Origin of the sequence: Sodaliphilus sp., from assembly GCF_045598405.1 — a bacterium.
Lineage (GTDB): Bacteria > Bacteroidota > Bacteroidia > Bacteroidales > Muribaculaceae > Sodaliphilus > Sodaliphilus limicaballi.
Genome location: NZ_JAZLLZ010000160.1, coordinates 1 through 16,047, shown reverse-complemented (window position 1 = coordinate 16,047; position 16,047 = coordinate 1). Strand labels below are relative to the sequence as shown.

Genomic DNA, 16,047 nt, shown 5'->3' with positions numbered 1-16,047 from the left:
GACTAATGAAGTCCATTAAAAAGTTATTCCGAACATTCCGAGAGACCACAGTGGGCTCGGCCACATGCAACCTATTATTAATATATGTGTTGTTCACAGTCACGCGCATCATCTTTGTGTGCTGCAACTACGCCTTGTTCAAGGATCATCTCACGGCGGGATATTTCCTTGACATGCTAGTAGCCGGCTTGCGTTTCGACACCACTGCCCTGCTTTACCTCAACTGCTGGATGCTTCTTTGCTTCTTGCTGCCGTTGCACGTCAAGGAACGCAAGGGTTTCTACTCGGTCATGCGATGGATGTTTGTCATAGTCAACTTTATAGGCATCAGCGCTAACCTGTGCGACTGCGCCTATTTCCCTTTCACAGGGCGACGCACCACATGGAGCGTGCTGCAAGAGTTTGGCGGTGAGAGCAACATCGTCACCATCCTGCTCAACGAGGCACTCCCCTATTGGTACCTGTTCGTTGCCGCGGCTGCATTAGCGTTCATCCTGTGGAAAGGGTTCTCCAGCCCAGCAGAGATGACGAGCCCGAAGAAGAAAAGCCTGTGGCGCTATTACATCTCGCAGGTGGTGTTACTGCTGGCAGCGGCAGCACTCACCATAGGGGGCATGCGTGGCGGATTCACTACGGCAGTGCGTCCCATCACCATTTCCAATGCCAACCAGTATGTCAAGCATGCCGTGGATGCCAGCATCGTGCTCAACACGCCTTTCTGCATCATGCGCACCCTGGGCGACAAGCCGTTTGTCGAGCGTGACTATATGCCCATAGAAGAAGCCACGGCGATCTACACTCCCGTCCACATCCCTGCCGACAGCGTCCAGTTCCGCCCCATGAATGTGGTGGTGCTCATCCTTGAGAGTTTCGGCAAGCAAGCATCGGCGCGAGGATTCATGCCCTTCGTTGACTCCCTGGCTGTCAAAGGGCGCTCGTTTGAATACAGCTATGCCAACGGCCGCAAGAGCATCGACGGCATGCCGTCGGTCCTGTCGTCGATACCATCGTTTGTCGAGCCGTTCTTCCTCACCCCGGCATCGCTCAACGACCTCTCGGGTCTAGCGGGCGAACTCTCAAAGAACAAGGGCTACCACAGCGCATTTTTCCATGGTGCCGAAAATGGTTCGATGGGATTCCAGGCTTTTGCCCGCTCAACAGGCTTCCAGCAATACTACGGACGCACCGAGTATAACCAAGACGCTCGCTATCACGGCGATGACGACTTCGACGGGACATGGGCGATTTGGGACGAGGAATTCCTGCAATTCTATTGCGACAAGATGAGCGAGATGCAGCAGCCCTTCATCACATCGGTGTTCACGGCATCATCACACTCGCCTTTCCGCATGCCCGACCGCTACAAGGGAAAGTATAAGGAAGGACCCACCCCACTCTATGCTTGCATCAGCTACTCCGACCATGCAGTGCAGTGCTTCTTTGAAAAGGCAAGCAAGCAACCCTGGTTCAGCAACACAATCTTCGTCATCACCGCCGATCACGCTACTGCTGCCGATGATCCCGAATACATCACCGACCTGGGACACTACAAGGTTCCTGTCATCTTTTACGTGCCGTCGATGCCCGAACTTTGCGGTGTGGATAGTACCCGCATCGTGAGCCAGATCGACATCATGCCCACAGTGCTTGGGCTGCTCGGGTACGACAAGCCCTTCATCGCCTTCGGCCAGGATGCCCTCAACTCACAGCCCGACGCCACCCACGCCATCAACTACCTCCCTTCTAGCGACTACTACCAGTATCTCGCGGGCGACTGGATGCTGCAGTTCGACGGCGAGAAAGTCGTGCATGCCTACAGGTTCAAGGAAGACACCCTGCAACAGCACGACCTGTGCGGCAAGCACCCGGCACAAGCCGAAAAACGCATGAAAAGCATCATCCAGCAATACATGTACCGCATGAACCACAACGAGATGATCGTGAAATAGTCCATATTTTGCACCTATCTCACTCGGTCTCCCACAGAGCATTGGATTAGGGTTTTATGCCTAAAATGAAAGGTAGAACATCATTAGGAATATAACTGCCAATACTTTTGTGTAACAAGAGAATGTTGAGAAAGAATAAATTTTATGTTAATTTTCAGTGTATTTCAAGCGAAGCGCCTTTTTCTATGTGACTGTATTTAGGTGGTGGCGCTGCGCTTGAAATACACTGAAAATTAACTGAAAATATAAAAATCTGTTTTCAGCGAAGCGGTTTTTTTAGTCTATTTCTCACATTGAATTCTGATTTTTAGCCACTTAAAATTTTATTCTATAGAAGGACGCAGAGGGCAGGGTAAACGCGATACACTATACTGCGGTTGAAGACCGCTACCTCGATACGTGCAAGATTCGCACAGTGCGACCCCTTCGAGGTCGGTTTTTGGGGGGCGTATTCCTTTCCGACGGCCTGCGGCCATCGGTTACGATGCAATGTGACGACTCTGTCGTCAAGACGCTATCCGGGCGACATTAACGACAGATTACATGGCAAACGCATCAAAATTGCACCGCAACTGCGGCCATCGGTTACGATGCAATGGAGGGTGTGTCAAAATGCGCTTTGGTAGAGTACAATGCAAAAACAAGAGCAGGTAGGGACGATACTCCTGTATCGTCCGAAGCATTCTTAGAACGCTTATATTCAAATAATTGTGTAATGTATTACGCTCGTTCCGAGCGTGCGGACGACACGGGAGTGTCGTCCCTACCTCAACCTAATTTCGGATTTTGACACACCCTCATGTCGGCTTTCAGCCTCTAATTGTTAATATATTTTCAATGAAAAAATCAGTGAGTTCAGTGAGATCCGCGCGGGGAGTACCACAGAAGGGCACAGAGATTATCGTTACGACAATAACGATAATAACGTGATTAACGCAAATCACGAAAACCACGTTATTAACGATGTCTATAAATCCACTTAACCTTACTTGCCCAGGATCTTGTTGATCACGGCGTTGGCGTCGCTCACGTCAACTGTGCCGTTGCCGTCGGCGTCGGCACGGTTGCCATAGCTGCTGGCGTTATCCTTGCCCAGGATGAGATTGATGAGGATGTTGGCATCGGTGATATCGACGTTGCCGTCGCCGTTCACGTCGCCAGGAATGCCAGGTTCCTCGTTTTCTTCCTCAACGATGTCCTTGAACGACTTCCACACGTCGGCTGCCTGATAGGCTGCAAGGGTGCCCTTGGGAACGTAGAGCGTGCCTGTCTGCGCCTTGTAGAATGTGTTGGCCACGATAGTGAGAGGCGCCGCCATGCGGTTGTGCACCTCGGCAAGCGTTGTGCAGTTGTAGAAGGCTTGGGCATCGAGAGTAGTGACAGTGCTGGGAAGAGTCACCTTGGTGAGAACCTTGTCGCCGTAAAGCAAAGCCTTGCCCACGGTTGTCACGCCCTCGGGTATGTCAAGCTCGGTGATAACAGTGCCGCGCAGCGCGTTCTCGCCCAGGGAGGTGAGACCCTTGTTGAGCTTAATGGCAGCCAGTGCCGAGCAGTTGTAGAATGCCTGCTTAGCAAGAGCGGTAACAGATGCGGGAATCTCTACGCTCTTCAATGCCTTGCAGCCGTTGAATGTGTTTTCGGGAATTGTGGTAAGGGCGGTTGACAGTTTTATAGTTTCAAGAGCAGCACAACCCTGGAACACTTGCACGTCCATGGTAGTTACTGAATTGGGGATCTCGATAGAGGGCAGCGCAGCGCAGTTGTAGAAAGCCTGTCGGCCAATGGCAGCGATGCCGCTGGGGATAACAACCTTAGCGAGCACCTTGTCGCCGTTGCACAGGTTTTCGGGTATCTCGGTCATGCTGCTTGATAGGGTGATTTCGGTGAGGTTAACACAGCCCTTGAAGACGTCACGGCCTACGGTGGTGACGCTGTTGGGGAGAGTGATGTTGACAAGACCGGAGTTGGTGAATGTGTAATCCTCGATTGCAGACACCCCATTAGGGATATTGATACTTGCTAGACTTGTACAGCTGTTGAATGCATTGTTGCCTATCTGTGTCACGCCAGCAGGCAATGTGAGGCTGGGCAGTGCTGCACACTGGTAGAACACCGATGCGCCGATAGTCTCGACGGTCGAGGGGACATTGACCTGGGAGAGAGCCGAGCACTTGTAGAAGAGTCCCACGGGAAGTTCGGTAATGCCTTCGGGCAGAGAAGCCGATGCGAGGCTTGTGCAACCAGCAAATACATTCTCGCCTAGTTTTTTTATCGACCGGGGGATTGAAATCGACTGCAACTTGGTGCAAGCCATGAATGCTCGTGTGCCCAGTTCCTCGAGCGACGAGGGCAGGGTCACGCTTGTGAGGCTCGAACAACCATTGAATGCCTCGCCCTTAATGTTGACCATGTTGTTGCCTTCAATCTTTACCGAGGTGAGTGCAGTCTTGTAGCGGAATGCGTTGTTGTCGATGTCGGTAATCTTGTACTCTTTGCCGCCGTCGGTAACAGTTGCGGGAATCACGAGGTCGCCCGAAACGTCTGACGACAGGATATAGCCTGTCCTGAAAGTGTCATCGACATAAATTCTCAGGCCGTTGGGCATGGTGATGGTTCCGTCGGCCCAGGCAGTTGTTGCTAATGCAACAGAGCAGAAAAGGGTTAATAATTTCTTCATAAATGATATTTTTTTAATTGTATTTTTTGCGATATAAAATGTCTAATTTACAAAGAAAATAAAATTACTGGAAATAACGAGATTTTGACGTGTGGTATTTTGTGTGGTATTTTGTAATATACTGAAATGTAATTACATAGCAATACCAACAAAAAAACGTCAAAAACCGTTTTGCAAGCAAGCCTGTTCTTAAAGGTTGCGTAGCAACCGACCTTAATTTAGTCTTAATTTAGTCGTCGTGGAGTGAGATGAGTTTGCTCAAGCCGAAGAAGCCTAGGACGAAACCCAACCAGTAGGTGAATCCTGTGGTGTTGTCGGCCCAGATAGAGATGTCCCAGTTGCCCCAGTCTTCGCTTACGAGATGCAGGATTGCGCCGAGAAGCTTGGCAGAGAATGAGAAGGGAAGTATCATGCCGTGCCACAAGCCTCCGAGGAAACCAAATTCATGCTCGCCGGCCTCGGCAGGGGCGCACGACACCATGAGCAAGCACAGCACAATCATGCATACTGCGATGGCGAGGCGTTGCGGATTAGTATTATTTCGTTTCATGTTTGTTTATAGGTGAATTGCTTGTTTATATGGGTCAGATTATTACCGACTCGATATCGTCGGGGACATAGATGTTTCCAGTGTAGTGTTGTGCGGCTTCGGCGGTATAGGTAAGGCGTCGTGTGGTGAGGTGGGTGTCCTCGGTGTGGTACAAGAGCAGGCTCTTGGCGCCTAGGTCTTGCGCTGTGCGTCCGGCGTCGATGGCGGTGCTGTGGTGCTTCTCGTAGGGGCGGAACTGCTCGCGGTCCTTGTAGAGGCAGAAAGCCTCGCACATGAAGAGGTCGCAGCCGCGCACATACTTGTCGTTGCGCTCGTTATAGGGTTCGTCGCCGTGGCACACGATGCTCTTGCCGTCGGGCATGACGGCACGGAACCCATATTGCTTGGTCTTGTCGCTGCCCACGTCGAAGAACGTGACGTCCATGTCGTCGATCTTGACAGTCTCGCCGTCTTTCACCTCCTGCAAGATGATGGTGTCGCCTATGGCGCGGCATATCTTGGCAGGAATCATGAGATAGCACATCTGCTCGATGGCGTGCTTCACCTCGTCGTGGCAGTAGATGGTGAGAGAGCCCGAGTACTTGCCGCGGTACATCATGGGAGAGATCTTGCGTATCATCCAGATGATGCCCATGATGTGGTCGGTGTGCACGTGGGTGACAAAGATGTTGTGTATCTGCTCAAAGGGAATGTCGGCGCGGAAAAGCTGCCTGAAAATGCCGTTGCCGCCGCCCGCGTCAACCATGAGCCCTCCGCCGGGAGTGTGGAGATAAAAGCAGGTGTTGTAGCAGCGTGTGCACATTGCGTTGCCTGTGCCGAGCATTGTAATCTTTGTCATATCGTCGTTCTGTTTTTTTCTCAATAGGTGATTATGATTTGACTTTGGGCAGTTCTATGGCAAAGGTTGTTCCCTTGCCAGGCTCGCTCTCCTTGACGTAGATGCGTCCGCCGTGATATTCCTCGATGATGCGCTTCACGAGAGTGAGTCCCAGACCCCAGCCGCGTTTCTTGGTAGTGAAACCTGGGGTGAACACATTCTTGAAGTTCTTGCGTGCGATGCCCTTGCCTGTGTCCTTGACGTAGATGAGCGCATGGTCGTCGTCGCTGGTGACGGTGATGTCGAGCCTTCCCTCACCGCTCATGGCATCGACGGCGTTCTTGGTGAGGTTTTCCATCACCCACTCAAAGAGCGACTGGCACAGCATGATGCCGCAGTTGTCGCTGTCGCTGGTGTGGATATTGAGGTCCACGCGCTTGGGTATGCGCTTGCTCATGTACTCGAGGCTCATTTCCACGGCCTCGTTGATGAAGGCGAGTTCCTTGTCGGGCATTGAGCCGATTTTAGAGAAACGGTCGGCGATGACCGAGAGACGGTGCACGTCCTTGTCCATCTCGCCCACGACGTCCTGGTCGAGTCCCATGCTGGGCAGTATCTGTGTCCACGCCATGAGCGACGAGATGGGAGTGCCCAGCTGGTGGGCGGTTTCCTTGCTGAGACCCACCCACACCTTGTTCTGCTCGGCTTTTTTGACGCTGATCAGGGCAAAATAGGCCACAGCGATGAACAGCAGCATCACGGCGAGCTGGATGTAGGGGTAGTAGGCAAGGCGTCGCAGCAGCGTGGAGTCCTCATAGTAGAGGTGCTGCGTGGTGTGGTCGTCGATACTGATATCGATGATGTTTTTAGACCCCTTGAGCGAGTTGAGCTTGTCTTGCAAGTAGGCCATGTTGGCGGGAGAGATCTCCAGCGGATTATCTTCGGGCTCGGGCAGATGGAAGTTGCGGTGTTGCAAGATGTTGTCGTCGTTATCGACAAGCATGACCGGGATGGTGTGGTTGCCCTCGATGATGCTCAACAGGAAGTCCACGTCGGGTTGCATCACGGGCAGCGGATTGCCCAGGCTATCGACGGGCGAGTCGGCCATTGACGCCAGCTCCTTGGTGGCGTTGGCCCATATCTCCATGCGGTCGCGTTCCTGCTGGGCGAGGTCCTTGACGAGGTTGTTAGAGATGTAGATGAAGCACGCAACCATCACAAGCGAGACTGCGATGAGTCCCATCTTCCAGATGCGCCGGGAGTCGTAAATGTTGCGTAGGTTCATTGTTCTTTGTAAAAGTTTAAAAGTTTAAAAGTTTAAAAGTTTAAAAGTTTAAATTGCTCGGAGAATCCTCCCCTCTTATCTCTAATCTTTAATCTCTAATCTCTAATCTTTAATCTCTAATCAATCCCATCAAACAGCGTGGGTTGTGGCAGCAGTTGGAATGTCATGCGGTGGTGCGGCGTGGTGCCGTGTGCAGCGATGGCGGCCCTGTGCGCAGGCGTGGGATATCCCTTGTTGCCGTCCCATCCATACTGCGGGTAGTCCTGTGCTATGCGCCGCATGTACTCGTCGCGGTGGGTCTTGGCCAGGATGCTTGCGGCGGCGATGCTGAGCATCTTGCCGTCGCCCTTGACGATGGTGGTGTGGGGGATGTCTTGGTACTTATAGAAGCGATTGCCGTCGATGAGCAGCGCCTCGGGACGCACTGTGAGCTGGTCGATGGCCCGGTGCATGGCTGTGATAGACGCCTTGAGGATGTTGATGCGGTCTATCTCTTGCGGTGACACCATTGCCACGGCCCATGCCAGCGCCTCGCGTTCGATGATGGGTCTGAGCGCCTCGCGCTGTCGCTCGGTGAGTTGCTTGCTGTCGTTGATGAGCTCATGGCTCCATCCAGCGGGCAGAATCACTGCAGCCGCGGTCACAGGACCTGCCAGGCAGCCTCGCCCAGCCTCGTCGCACCCAGCTTCAATGCGGCCTTCTATGAGATATTGTTGTAGCATTAGGGTAACGGCATGTTAGTGCTTGCGCTCGATTATGTACTGGAACAGTTGTTTCAGCGCCTCTACGGTGTCGCTGGGCGGGTAGGCATCGAGTTGCGCGCATGCCTGCTCGCGCAGTTGCTCCATCTTGCAGTAGGTGTAGTCGATGCCGCCGGCTTCCTTGGCAAACTCTACCAGAGTATCAATCTCCTCGGTGGTGAGCTCGGGTTTGTGCACGAGCTGCACCATCTCGTTGTGCCTGGGGTGCTCGGTGAGCGACAATGCGTAGATGAGCGGCAGCGTGATCTTGCCCTCGCGCAGGTCGTTGCCCGTGGGCTTTCCCACTGCGGGGTCGTGATAGTAGTCAAACGTGTCGTCCTTCATCTGGAAGCACAGGCCCAGCAGATAGGCATACTTGCGCAGGGGCTTCATGTAGCCCTCCTCCTGGTTGTTGGCATATCCGCCCATGGCAGCGCAGCTTTCGAAGAGCGTGGCAGTCTTCTTGCCGATGATGTCCATATAGATTTCCTCGGTGATGTTGCGCTCCTGCGCGTTGCATATCTGGTCTATCTCGCCCATCGACAGAGCACCGCCCAGAAGAGCGAGTTCGTCGAGGATGCGCGACTGGCGGGTGAGCACGGCCCTGCGCAGCGCGGTGGTGATGAAGAAGTCACCGGTGAGCACTGCCACATGGTTCTGGAAGATGCTGTTGATGGTGGCGATGCCACGTCGCTCGGCCGACTGGTCGATGACGTCGTCGTGAATGAGCGACGCATTGTGCAGCAGCTCAACGGCAGCGCCGGCATTGAGCACACAGTCGTTGATGCCGCCAAATAGTCTTCCGCTGAGCATCACCAGCAACGGGCGCAGCTGCTTGCCCTTGGTCTTGAGATGTGCGGTGATGGCAGCATTAAGGAGGTCGCTGTTGCTCACCAGCGACTCCTTGATGATGCTGTTGAGGCGATCGATGTCGCCCCTGAGCAATTCCCTAATTCGTTCTAGTTCAGTCACAATTGTTTTAGTTCCATTTATAAGTGATTGTACCCACGCCCTCGGTGGTCGTGTTGTTGGGTACAGAGAACTGGCTCTTGAGAGCCGCTTGTTCACAAGCGGTGCGTATCTCGCGGTGCGAGTAAACCTCGCCAGTGCCGCCCACGCAACGTGCCTCGATGACCTTGCCGCGTGTGTTGACGCGCACTCTCACCTGCACTGTGCCGCTCCACTTGCTGTTGGGGTTGGGTTTAGCCCAGTGGTCGAGAGTGTAGCCCACGAGTCCGCCCAGTCCGGGCTTGCCCATGGTGAGGCCAGTGGTCGAGTTGCCGTCGGGCGACCCTTGCTTGCCGGCTCCCGTGCCTCCACCCGAGCCAAATGCGTTCTTCACGCGGCTGTCGGTGGCCTTGTTGGGCGTCTGTTTCACTTGTTCTTTCTTTTCTTCCTTAGCATTGCTTACTGCAGGCCCAGGTTTCTTGGGTTCTTCCTTGGGCTTTTCCTTGACCTTCATGGGCGACTCCTTGGGTGCGGTGACCACGGGCGCGGGTTGCTTGGTGGGCTCGCCGTTGTCCTTGACGTCGTCGCCTTCCACGTCGGGCTGGGAGTTGTCCTGCTCGTCGGCCTCCGACGCTTCGCTTGCCATCTCGTCGCTTGCCGATTCCTCTATCATGTCGCCGAGCATGACATACTCGCCGCCGAACATGATGGTGTCTTGCTTGAGCTCGGTGTTGCTCATGGGCTCATAGCGCATGTAGCTGCAGACAAGAATGACTCCCGTGATCAAGCAAACGATCAAGGTGAGAAGCAGTGCCAGTAATTCATTCTTGCGATTATCGTTCATTGTTGCTGCAAGTCGTGGTGTGTAGTGTTACTTGTTGACGTTTATTGTTCTCCTTGAGCCTGGGGCTGTGCTTGCTCCTGCTGCTCTTGGGGCTGCTGTGCGGGCTCTTCGTCCTGCACGCCATAGTTCTTGGACGCGGGCTGGGTGGCGAGAACCACTTTGAGTCCGTTCTTCGAGCCCTTGTCGAGGATATCAACGATTTTGCCGTAAGGCACTTCCTCGTCGGCATACAGGGCCACAAAGTCCTGGGGATTGCCAGCCACGAGGCTCTTCATGAATCCGTCGAGCTGCTCGGGAGCGAGGGGGGTGAGCTTACCCTCCTGGATGCTGTCGCCCACGGTGGCAAACATGTTCATGTCCTTGTCCACATAGATGCGGCTGGTGGGCTTGATGGCGGTCTGCTGGCTAGACTGCGGCAGGTTGACCTCCATTGCCGAGGGGAACACAAACGTAGATGTCACCATGAAGAAGATGAGCAGCAGGAAGATGACATCGGTCATCGATGCCATGCTGAACATCGCTTGGGTGTTGTGCTGTCTCTTTAATGCCATGACGAGTTGTTATTTTGCGGGTTCGTTGAGGATGTCCATGAATTCCATTGTCTTGCCTTCGAGCTTGTTCATCACCTTGTTCACGCGAGAGGTGAGGAAGTTGTAGGCAAAGAGGGCAAGGATGCCCACGATGAGACCGCCCACGGTGGTCATGAGGGCCTGGTAGATGCCACCGGCGAGGATGGTGACATTGCTCTGCGCGCCTGCGCTTGCGAGCTGGAAGAATGCCTGCACCATACCAGTCACAGTGCCCAGGAAGCCTATCATGGGAGCTCCGGCAGCGGTGGTTGCGAGCCATGAGAATCCCTTCTCGAGTTTAGCGATTTCCATGTTGCCCACGTTCTCGATAGCCACGAGCACGTCGTTCATGGGGCGGCCTATGCGGCTCACACCTTTCTCGATCATGCGGGCAGCGGGGGTGTTGGTCTCCTTGCACACTTTGAGCGCGCTTTCCATGTCGCCGCGCTTGATGAGGTTTTTCACTTTTTCCATGAAGTCGCCATTGTCGCGTGAAGCAGCGTTGATGGCAAATGTGCGTTCAAAGAAGATGTAGATGCTCACAACGGCCAGCAGTGCCAGTGGCACCATGAGCCATCCGCCGGCCATGGTGAGGTCAAACCAGTTGATTGCGTTCTGTGCATCGGTTGCTGCTGCGCTGTTTTCGGCTACTTGCGCTGCGCCTGCATTGGCAGCCTGGGCAAGTATTAAGTTTAATACATTCATGTTGTTGATTTCTAGAAATGTTATTGTTTTTGTTTAATTTTCGTTATTTGATACAATCCTTGTAGGCCTTGATAGTGGCCTCAAGTCCCATGTAGAGTGCGTCGCACACCAGCTGGTGCCCTATCGACACCTCCATGAGGAACGGGATGCGCTCCTTGAAGAACTTGAGGTTCTCGAGGCTCAGGTCGTGCCCGGCGTTCACTCCCATGCCAGCGTTGCGTGCCGCCTGGGCCGCTGCCACGTAGGGGGCGATGCTGGCCTCGGGGTCATGCTTGTAGCCCTCGGCATAGGGGCCGGTGTAGAGCTCGATGCGGTCGGTGCCCGTGAGAGCTGCCCGCTTCACGTTTTCCACATCGGTGCCCACGAAGATGCTGGTGCGTATGCCTGCCTCCTTGAAGCGGTCAACGACCTGGGTGAGGAACTCCATGTTGGGCTCCACGTCCCATCCGTGGTTGGAGGTGAGCTGACCCGGGCCGTCGGGCACGAGCGTCACCTGCGTGGGCTTAACCAGCAGAACCATGTTGATGAAATCCTCGCTGGGATAACCCTCGATGTTGAACTCCGTCTTCACGAGCGGACGCAGGGTCATCACGTCGCTGCGGCGTATGTGGCGCTCGTCGGGACGGGGGTGGATCGTGATGCCGTCGGCACCGAATGCCTCGCAATCCACGGCCACCTGCTCCACGCACGGAGTGTTGCCGCCGCGGGCATTGCGCAGTGTCGCTATCTTGTTAATGTTTACACTTAAATTTGTCATTTTTTACAGTGTACGGTATAGTGGTAGACAAAATAATTTGTATATTTGCACCTCGGTATTGAAACAATACACCAAAGTTAATGCAAAAATACTCGTTATTAGCGAGAAATGAAAACAATTTTGCACTTAAAAATGCTATAATAGGTTTTTTTTGCATTTGCAGGCCCGTATTGCGGCAGTTAAAGCATAAAATGAAGATGAAAATACTACTATTCGGCAACAGTTACCAGCGCCAGTCGCTCGACGGCATCAAGTCTCTCATCGGCCACATCGTGAGCCGCGGCATTGAATGCTGCGTGGAACGGGAGTTCCATGACTACCTGGTGCAGTCGCTAGGTTCGTGCGACGGAGTCCATGTTCTCGACAGCGACAGCATCCCCGATGCCCACCTTGCCATCAGCCTGGGTGGCGACGGCACGTTTCTCACCACGGTGATGTGGGTGTCGCCACACCACATACCCATACTGGGCGTGAACACCGGCCACCTGGGATACCTCACCGCCTGCAACCTGGCTAACGCCTGCGACATGGTTGACGACTTCATCGACGGCAACTACACCACCGAGCGCCGCACCATGGTGCAGGTGCAGTGCGACGCGCTCCGCATTGCCCACCCCTATGCTCTCAACGAAGTGGCGGTGCTGCGTCACGACACGTCGTCGATGATAGAGATGGAAACCTCGCTGCGGGGCTTGCCTCTCACCACCTACAAGGGTGACGGACTGGTGATTAGCACCCCTACTGGCTCTACTGCCTATAATTTGAGCGCTGGCGGACCCATCATGGCGCCCTCGGCTCCATGCCTAGTGCTCACTCCGGTGAGTGCCCACTCGCTCACCATGCGACCCATCGTGGTGCCCGATGATGCCGAGGTGTCCATCACAACTCACTCTCGGTCAGACCACTATCTTGTGAGCCTCGACGGCGAGAGCCACCCGTGCCCCACAGGCAGCACACTCACCATCACCAAGTCGCCGGTAAACGTGATAGTGGTGCAGCGCCGCGGCCACAACTTCGCCTCAACCCTGCAACAAAAACTCCACTGGGGCCAGTAACCGCCCCCCCGGGTTAAACAAAAAACTACCGATTACGCAGATTTTCACCTCCATAAATCAGCGTAATCGGTAGTTTCCCTTGTGTTCTTATGTCCTTGTGTCTTAAAACAATCGTCTCCGTGGGAGAGTGTGTCAGAAGATCCCCTTGAGGAGTGTCATTATGTTGAAATTCTTGGTCTTGCTGTTGAGGAGGTTTTCGATCTCGGCGGCTTCGTTGGTAGCGCCTAGTTTGCGTGCCAGGGGCAAGAGCGACGTGAGCAGCTGCTCGGCTGCGGCACGGCGGTTGATCAGGCGCATGAGCGCACGTGCCAGACCTATGCTGAGCACGAGGTCGCGATAACCCAGCGGCTCGTTGAGTTTCTTCTGGTAACGCAACGCCTTGGTGTAATACTTCACGGCATTACGCCCGTTGCCCATCTCGAGCATTATCTCGCCTTCCTTGCGCAGCGTGTCCACCAGCTCGTTGAGGGCCTTGCGTGTGTCGCCCTCGTTGCCGGTGCCCAGCATGAGGGTGTTGGCATCGATGATGGTCTGGTAATGCGCCAGCACGTTCATCTGCTTGGTGCGCGAGGTGATGATGTCGGTCGATGCTTCCACCGCATTCAGCAGCAGCACCGAGAACCGCATTTCGTTTTTCTTGACCAGGCGTTCGAGCAACTGCTGTGCCTTGGTGAGTTCCTTTGCGGCGCGGCTGTTGTCGCCGGTGCCGTTGTGCACCACGGCCAGGTTGTAGAGAATAGCCGCCAGCAGGGCCATGTAGTCCTCGCTTTTCTTGCCCTTGATGGACGACAGCTGCTGCAACGCATTCTCGGCGCTGCCCAGTGCCAGTGCCCACGAGCTGTCGGCAATGAGCAGCGTCATGCGTGCCACCCACAGCCAGGTGTTGTAGATGGCGGGCGTGGTGGGCAGTGCCTCGTCGCCGTAGATAAGGTCGTCGATGAGTTGGGCTGCCTGAGCCGTGCGGTGGTCGGTGATGAGATGCAGGGCATAGGTCATGCGCATGTCGAGAACGACGTCGCTCGACAGACCGCCCACGGGGGGCATGGCGCCTGTGCGCGATATCTGTGCCTGAGCGATGGTCATATCGTTGGCCAAGTGGGGGAACACGTAGTTGAGTTGCAGCTGTTTCATCGACTTTAAGTGCTAAAATATAGTGTTTTACAGTTTGTTTTCTTGCGTTTTGTCGTAGTTTTCAAGCGCGGCAAGCAATGCAGCGGTGCGACTGCTGGCAAATTCTGCATCCACGCAGTTGTCGGGTCCCGTAGAAGCCTCGGCCCATTGCATGGCTTCGGCTATCATTGCGTCCCAGGTGCCGCCGTCCAGCGCGGGCAGCGTCTCGTGTGTCACGCCCCGGGCAATCAGCCCATAGACAATGCCGGCGGTGAATCCTGCCTGCCAACCCAGCATGTTGTCGCGGGCGCCCGGGCCGCTGTGCTGGCGGCACTGGCGGGCACCGTAGCGCTTCACGTCAAGGCCGGGGGTGATGTGCAGGTAGTTGTCGCAATAGAACTCGATGTGGTTGCGATAGGCCTCGCCGTCGTTCTCGTCGGGGAAGATGGCATCGATGTCTTGCTGCTGGGCAATCACGATGTCGGCAACCTCAAGGTTCTCGAGGATATTGGGCATCACACGGGTAATCCTGAAGTTGATGCCATGCTGGAAGCCTGGCAGATAGATGATTATCGCCTTGCGCTCGGCGGCATAAGACACCAGTTCGAACAGGCGCTCGCGCTGCGGCAAATCCACCGAGTAGAGCGAGCCGATGATCACGATGTCGTCCTTGTCGATGCGGGGCCATATCACGTTGAAGCGGTCCTCGGGATACTGGCCGTAGTTGACGATGCGGCTTGTGCCGTCGTCTTGCCTGAAGATGGCCGAGAAAGCCGTTGCCCCGTCGGGATAACGGTCAATGCTGGTGGTGTCCACGTTGTGCCTCGACAGGTAATCGATGATGATGTCGCCCACGCAGTCGGCCGTGCACTCGCTCACCATGAACGTTGCCGCTCCGGCCTGTGCCAGCGAGGCTGCTGCACACGGTATGCGGCCGCCCACAAAGGTGCGCTGCGGCTGTCCGTGTGTGTATTCGGTGTCGAGAACGCTCTCGGCTATTGTAATAATCTTGCGCATGTATAGTTTGATGTTTTTATATCTAATCTTCTGTCAATCTGCCCGGCAGCCTTACACCTCCTTGGCTTTCACGCCCAGATAGCCGCCGTGGTGGCGCAGCGCATACTGCTCCCTGGTAAACCTGGTGGCAAGCATCGTGTTCACCACGAGCACGTCGCCCATCACGGTCATCATCGTGGTCGATGTGGTGGGAGTGAGCCCCAGCGGGCACACCTCGGGAGCTCCGCCGGTCCACAGGCACACGTCGGCCTGACTTGCCAGCTCGCTATCTTTGTTGCCCGTGATCACGATAAACTTGACCTGCTTGTAGAGGTCGCGTGCCAGCGCCAGCAGCGAGATGATCTCACGCGTGCGGCCCGAGTTGGAGAGCAGCAGCATCACGTCATTACCCTGCAACACGCCCAAGTCGCCATGCTGCGCCTCGCTGGGGTGAAGGAAAATCGCGGGGATGCCCGTCGATGAGAACGTGGTGGCGATGTTGTCGGCAATCTGGCCACACTTGCCCATGCCCGAAGTCACAAGCTTGCCACCGCGGCGATGCACCTGTTCCACAATGAGTTCCACCGCACGCTCATAGTCGTCGGTCACAGGAATATTGAGGATAGCCTTGCTCTCGGCCTCCAGTATTTCTTTCATCTTTTGCTTTACGTCCATACTTGACTGCAAAGTTAGTAATAATTTGACGAAAAACGAAACATTTCTCACCACTTTGTTTCCATCTACCTCATCTCCCGCCATTTCCCCACATCTCCCACAGGACACAGAGATTGTTCCTTTTACTGAAAGAAATTATCCAGAATTAAAAGAAATTATTTTTTTCCTCTCTGTGTTTTTTATAGGAAAGGAGCTAAAAAAAACAAGAAAAACCGTTTTGCGAGCAATGTGTCTCTACGAGCCACTGATGCTTGTTGCGGCCTTGGCCTTATGAGAACAAGTTCTCAACGCCCAATCCCGCAACAATCATCACCCTGCGGGATTGCTTGCTCGCAAAACCAAAAAACACCGCTTCGCTGAAAAACAGATT

General features: G+C 54.5%; 14 protein-coding genes and 1 pseudogene. 2 read left to right on the top strand and 13 right to left on the bottom strand.

Translation table 11 applies throughout. The features are described from left to right. Positions 1-5: 5 nt before the first annotated feature. Positions 6-1,949, top strand: a complete 1,944-nt coding sequence (locus ACKI3C_RS11075) for an LTA synthase family protein (RefSeq protein ID WP_407405006.1) — start codon at positions 6-8, stop codon at positions 1,947-1,949. A 985-nt stretch (positions 1,950-2,934) separates the two neighbouring features. Here ACKI3C_RS11075 and ACKI3C_RS11070 read toward each other — a convergent pair. The 10 genes and pseudogenes from ACKI3C_RS11070 to ACKI3C_RS11025 form a co-directional block, all read right to left on the bottom strand. Further along, on the bottom strand, positions 2,935-4,626 hold the full coding sequence (locus ACKI3C_RS11070; RefSeq protein WP_407405004.1) for a leucine-rich repeat protein: 1,692 nt from the start codon (positions 4,624-4,626) through the stop codon (positions 2,935-2,937). Positions 4,627-4,855: 229 nt separating this feature from the next. Beyond that, a complete protein-coding gene (locus ACKI3C_RS11065; RefSeq protein WP_407405002.1) occupies positions 4,856-5,176 on the bottom strand; it encodes a hypothetical protein in 321 nt (106 codons plus the stop codon). A gap of 34 nt (positions 5,177-5,210) precedes the next feature. After that, positions 5,211-6,014: an MBL fold metallo-hydrolase gene (locus ACKI3C_RS11060; protein WP_407405000.1), complete on the bottom strand. Its 804-nt coding sequence runs from the start codon at positions 6,012-6,014 to the stop codon at positions 5,211-5,213. 31 nt (positions 6,015-6,045) lie between these two features. Then, positions 6,046-7,278 carry a sensor histidine kinase gene (locus ACKI3C_RS11055; RefSeq protein ID WP_407404997.1) on the bottom strand — a complete coding sequence of 411 codons (1,233 nt, stop codon included), beginning with the start codon at positions 7,276-7,278 and terminating at the stop codon, positions 6,046-6,048. 116 nt (positions 7,279-7,394) lie between these two features. Continuing rightward, the gene (locus tag ACKI3C_RS11050) at positions 7,395-8,000 is read right to left on the bottom strand and encodes a ribonuclease HII (protein ID WP_407404995.1); all 606 of its coding nucleotides are present in this window, start codon (positions 7,998-8,000) and stop codon (positions 7,395-7,397) included. 15 nt (positions 8,001-8,015) lie between these two features. Beyond that, a complete protein-coding gene (locus tag ACKI3C_RS11045; RefSeq protein ID WP_407404993.1) occupies positions 8,016-8,990 on the bottom strand; it encodes a polyprenyl synthetase family protein in 975 nt (324 codons plus the stop codon). 7 nt (positions 8,991-8,997) lie between these two features. Further along, the gene (locus ACKI3C_RS11040; protein ID WP_407404990.1) at positions 8,998-9,810 is read right to left on the bottom strand and encodes a hypothetical protein; all 813 of its coding nucleotides are present in this window, start codon (positions 9,808-9,810) and stop codon (positions 8,998-9,000) included. Positions 9,811-9,947: 137 nt separating this feature from the next. After that, positions 9,948-10,361: pseudogene (locus tag ACKI3C_RS11035) on the bottom strand (ExbD/TolR family protein); the annotation flags it as partial. Between the two features lie 9 nt (positions 10,362-10,370). Then, complete coding sequence (locus ACKI3C_RS11030) at positions 10,371-11,084, bottom strand: MotA/TolQ/ExbB proton channel family protein (protein WP_407404988.1); 714 nt, start codon at positions 11,082-11,084, stop codon at positions 10,371-10,373. A gap of 43 nt (positions 11,085-11,127) precedes the next feature. Next, positions 11,128-11,841, bottom strand: a complete 714-nt coding sequence (locus ACKI3C_RS11025) for a pyridoxine 5'-phosphate synthase (RefSeq protein WP_407404986.1) — start codon at positions 11,839-11,841, stop codon at positions 11,128-11,130. Between the two features lie 197 nt (positions 11,842-12,038). Here ACKI3C_RS11025 and ACKI3C_RS11020 point away from each other — a divergent pair, with 197 nt between their 5' ends. Then, complete coding sequence (locus tag ACKI3C_RS11020; protein WP_407404984.1) at positions 12,039-12,896, top strand: NAD(+)/NADH kinase; 858 nt, start codon at positions 12,039-12,041, stop codon at positions 12,894-12,896. 132 nt (positions 12,897-13,028) lie between these two features. On the opposite strand, the gene ACKI3C_RS11015 is transcribed toward ACKI3C_RS11020, so the two are convergent. Genes ACKI3C_RS11015 through ACKI3C_RS11005 form a run of 3 tightly spaced genes read right to left on the bottom strand, consistent with a single transcriptional unit; the run spans position 13,029 to position 15,659 of the window. Next, positions 13,029-14,027 carry a hypothetical protein gene (locus ACKI3C_RS11015; protein ID WP_407404982.1) on the bottom strand — a complete coding sequence of 333 codons (999 nt, stop codon included), beginning with the start codon at positions 14,025-14,027 and terminating at the stop codon, positions 13,029-13,031. 27 nt (positions 14,028-14,054) lie between these two features. Further along, a complete protein-coding gene (locus ACKI3C_RS11010; RefSeq protein WP_407404980.1) occupies positions 14,055-15,023 on the bottom strand; it encodes a PfkB family carbohydrate kinase in 969 nt (322 codons plus the stop codon). 51 nt (positions 15,024-15,074) lie between these two features. After that, a complete protein-coding gene (locus tag ACKI3C_RS11005) occupies positions 15,075-15,659 on the bottom strand; it encodes an SIS domain-containing protein (protein WP_407405081.1) in 585 nt (194 codons plus the stop codon). Positions 15,660-16,047: the final 388 nt, after the last annotated feature.

Excerpts from the sequence above, each read along its gene's own strand:
- ACKI3C_RS11075 (WP_407405006.1), top strand. The coding sequence starts at position 6 with ATGAAGTCCATTAAAAAGTTATTCCGAACATTCCGAGAGACCACAGTG.
- ACKI3C_RS11070 (WP_407405004.1), bottom strand. The coding sequence starts at position 4,626 with ATGAAGAAATTATTAACCCTTTTCTGCTCTGTTGCATTAGCAACAACT.
- ACKI3C_RS11065 (WP_407405002.1), bottom strand. The coding sequence starts at position 5,176 with ATGAAACGAAATAATACTAATCCGCAACGCCTCGCCATCGCAGTATGC.
- ACKI3C_RS11060 (WP_407405000.1), bottom strand. The coding sequence starts at position 6,014 with ATGACAAAGATTACAATGCTCGGCACAGGCAACGCAATGTGCACACGC.
- ACKI3C_RS11055 (WP_407404997.1), bottom strand. The coding sequence starts at position 7,278 with ATGAACCTACGCAACATTTACGACTCCCGGCGCATCTGGAAGATGGGA.
- ACKI3C_RS11050 (WP_407404995.1), bottom strand. The coding sequence starts at position 8,000 with ATGCTACAACAATATCTCATAGAAGGCCGCATTGAAGCTGGGTGCGAC.
- ACKI3C_RS11040 (WP_407404990.1), bottom strand. The coding sequence starts at position 9,810 with ATGAACGATAATCGCAAGAATGAATTACTGGCACTGCTTCTCACCTTG.
- ACKI3C_RS11030 (WP_407404988.1), bottom strand. The coding sequence starts at position 11,084 with ATGAATGTATTAAACTTAATACTTGCCCAGGCTGCCAATGCAGGCGCA.
- ACKI3C_RS11025 (WP_407404986.1), bottom strand. The coding sequence starts at position 11,841 with ATGACAAATTTAAGTGTAAACATTAACAAGATAGCGACACTGCGCAAT.
- ACKI3C_RS11020 (WP_407404984.1), top strand. The coding sequence starts at position 12,039 with ATGAAAATACTACTATTCGGCAACAGTTACCAGCGCCAGTCGCTCGAC.
- ACKI3C_RS11015 (WP_407404982.1), bottom strand. The coding sequence starts at position 14,027 with ATGAAACAGCTGCAACTCAACTACGTGTTCCCCCACTTGGCCAACGAT.
- ACKI3C_RS11010 (WP_407404980.1), bottom strand. The coding sequence starts at position 15,023 with ATGCGCAAGATTATTACAATAGCCGAGAGCGTTCTCGACACCGAATAC.
- ACKI3C_RS11005 (WP_407405081.1), bottom strand. The coding sequence starts at position 15,659 with ATGAAAGAAATACTGGAGGCCGAGAGCAAGGCTATCCTCAATATTCCT.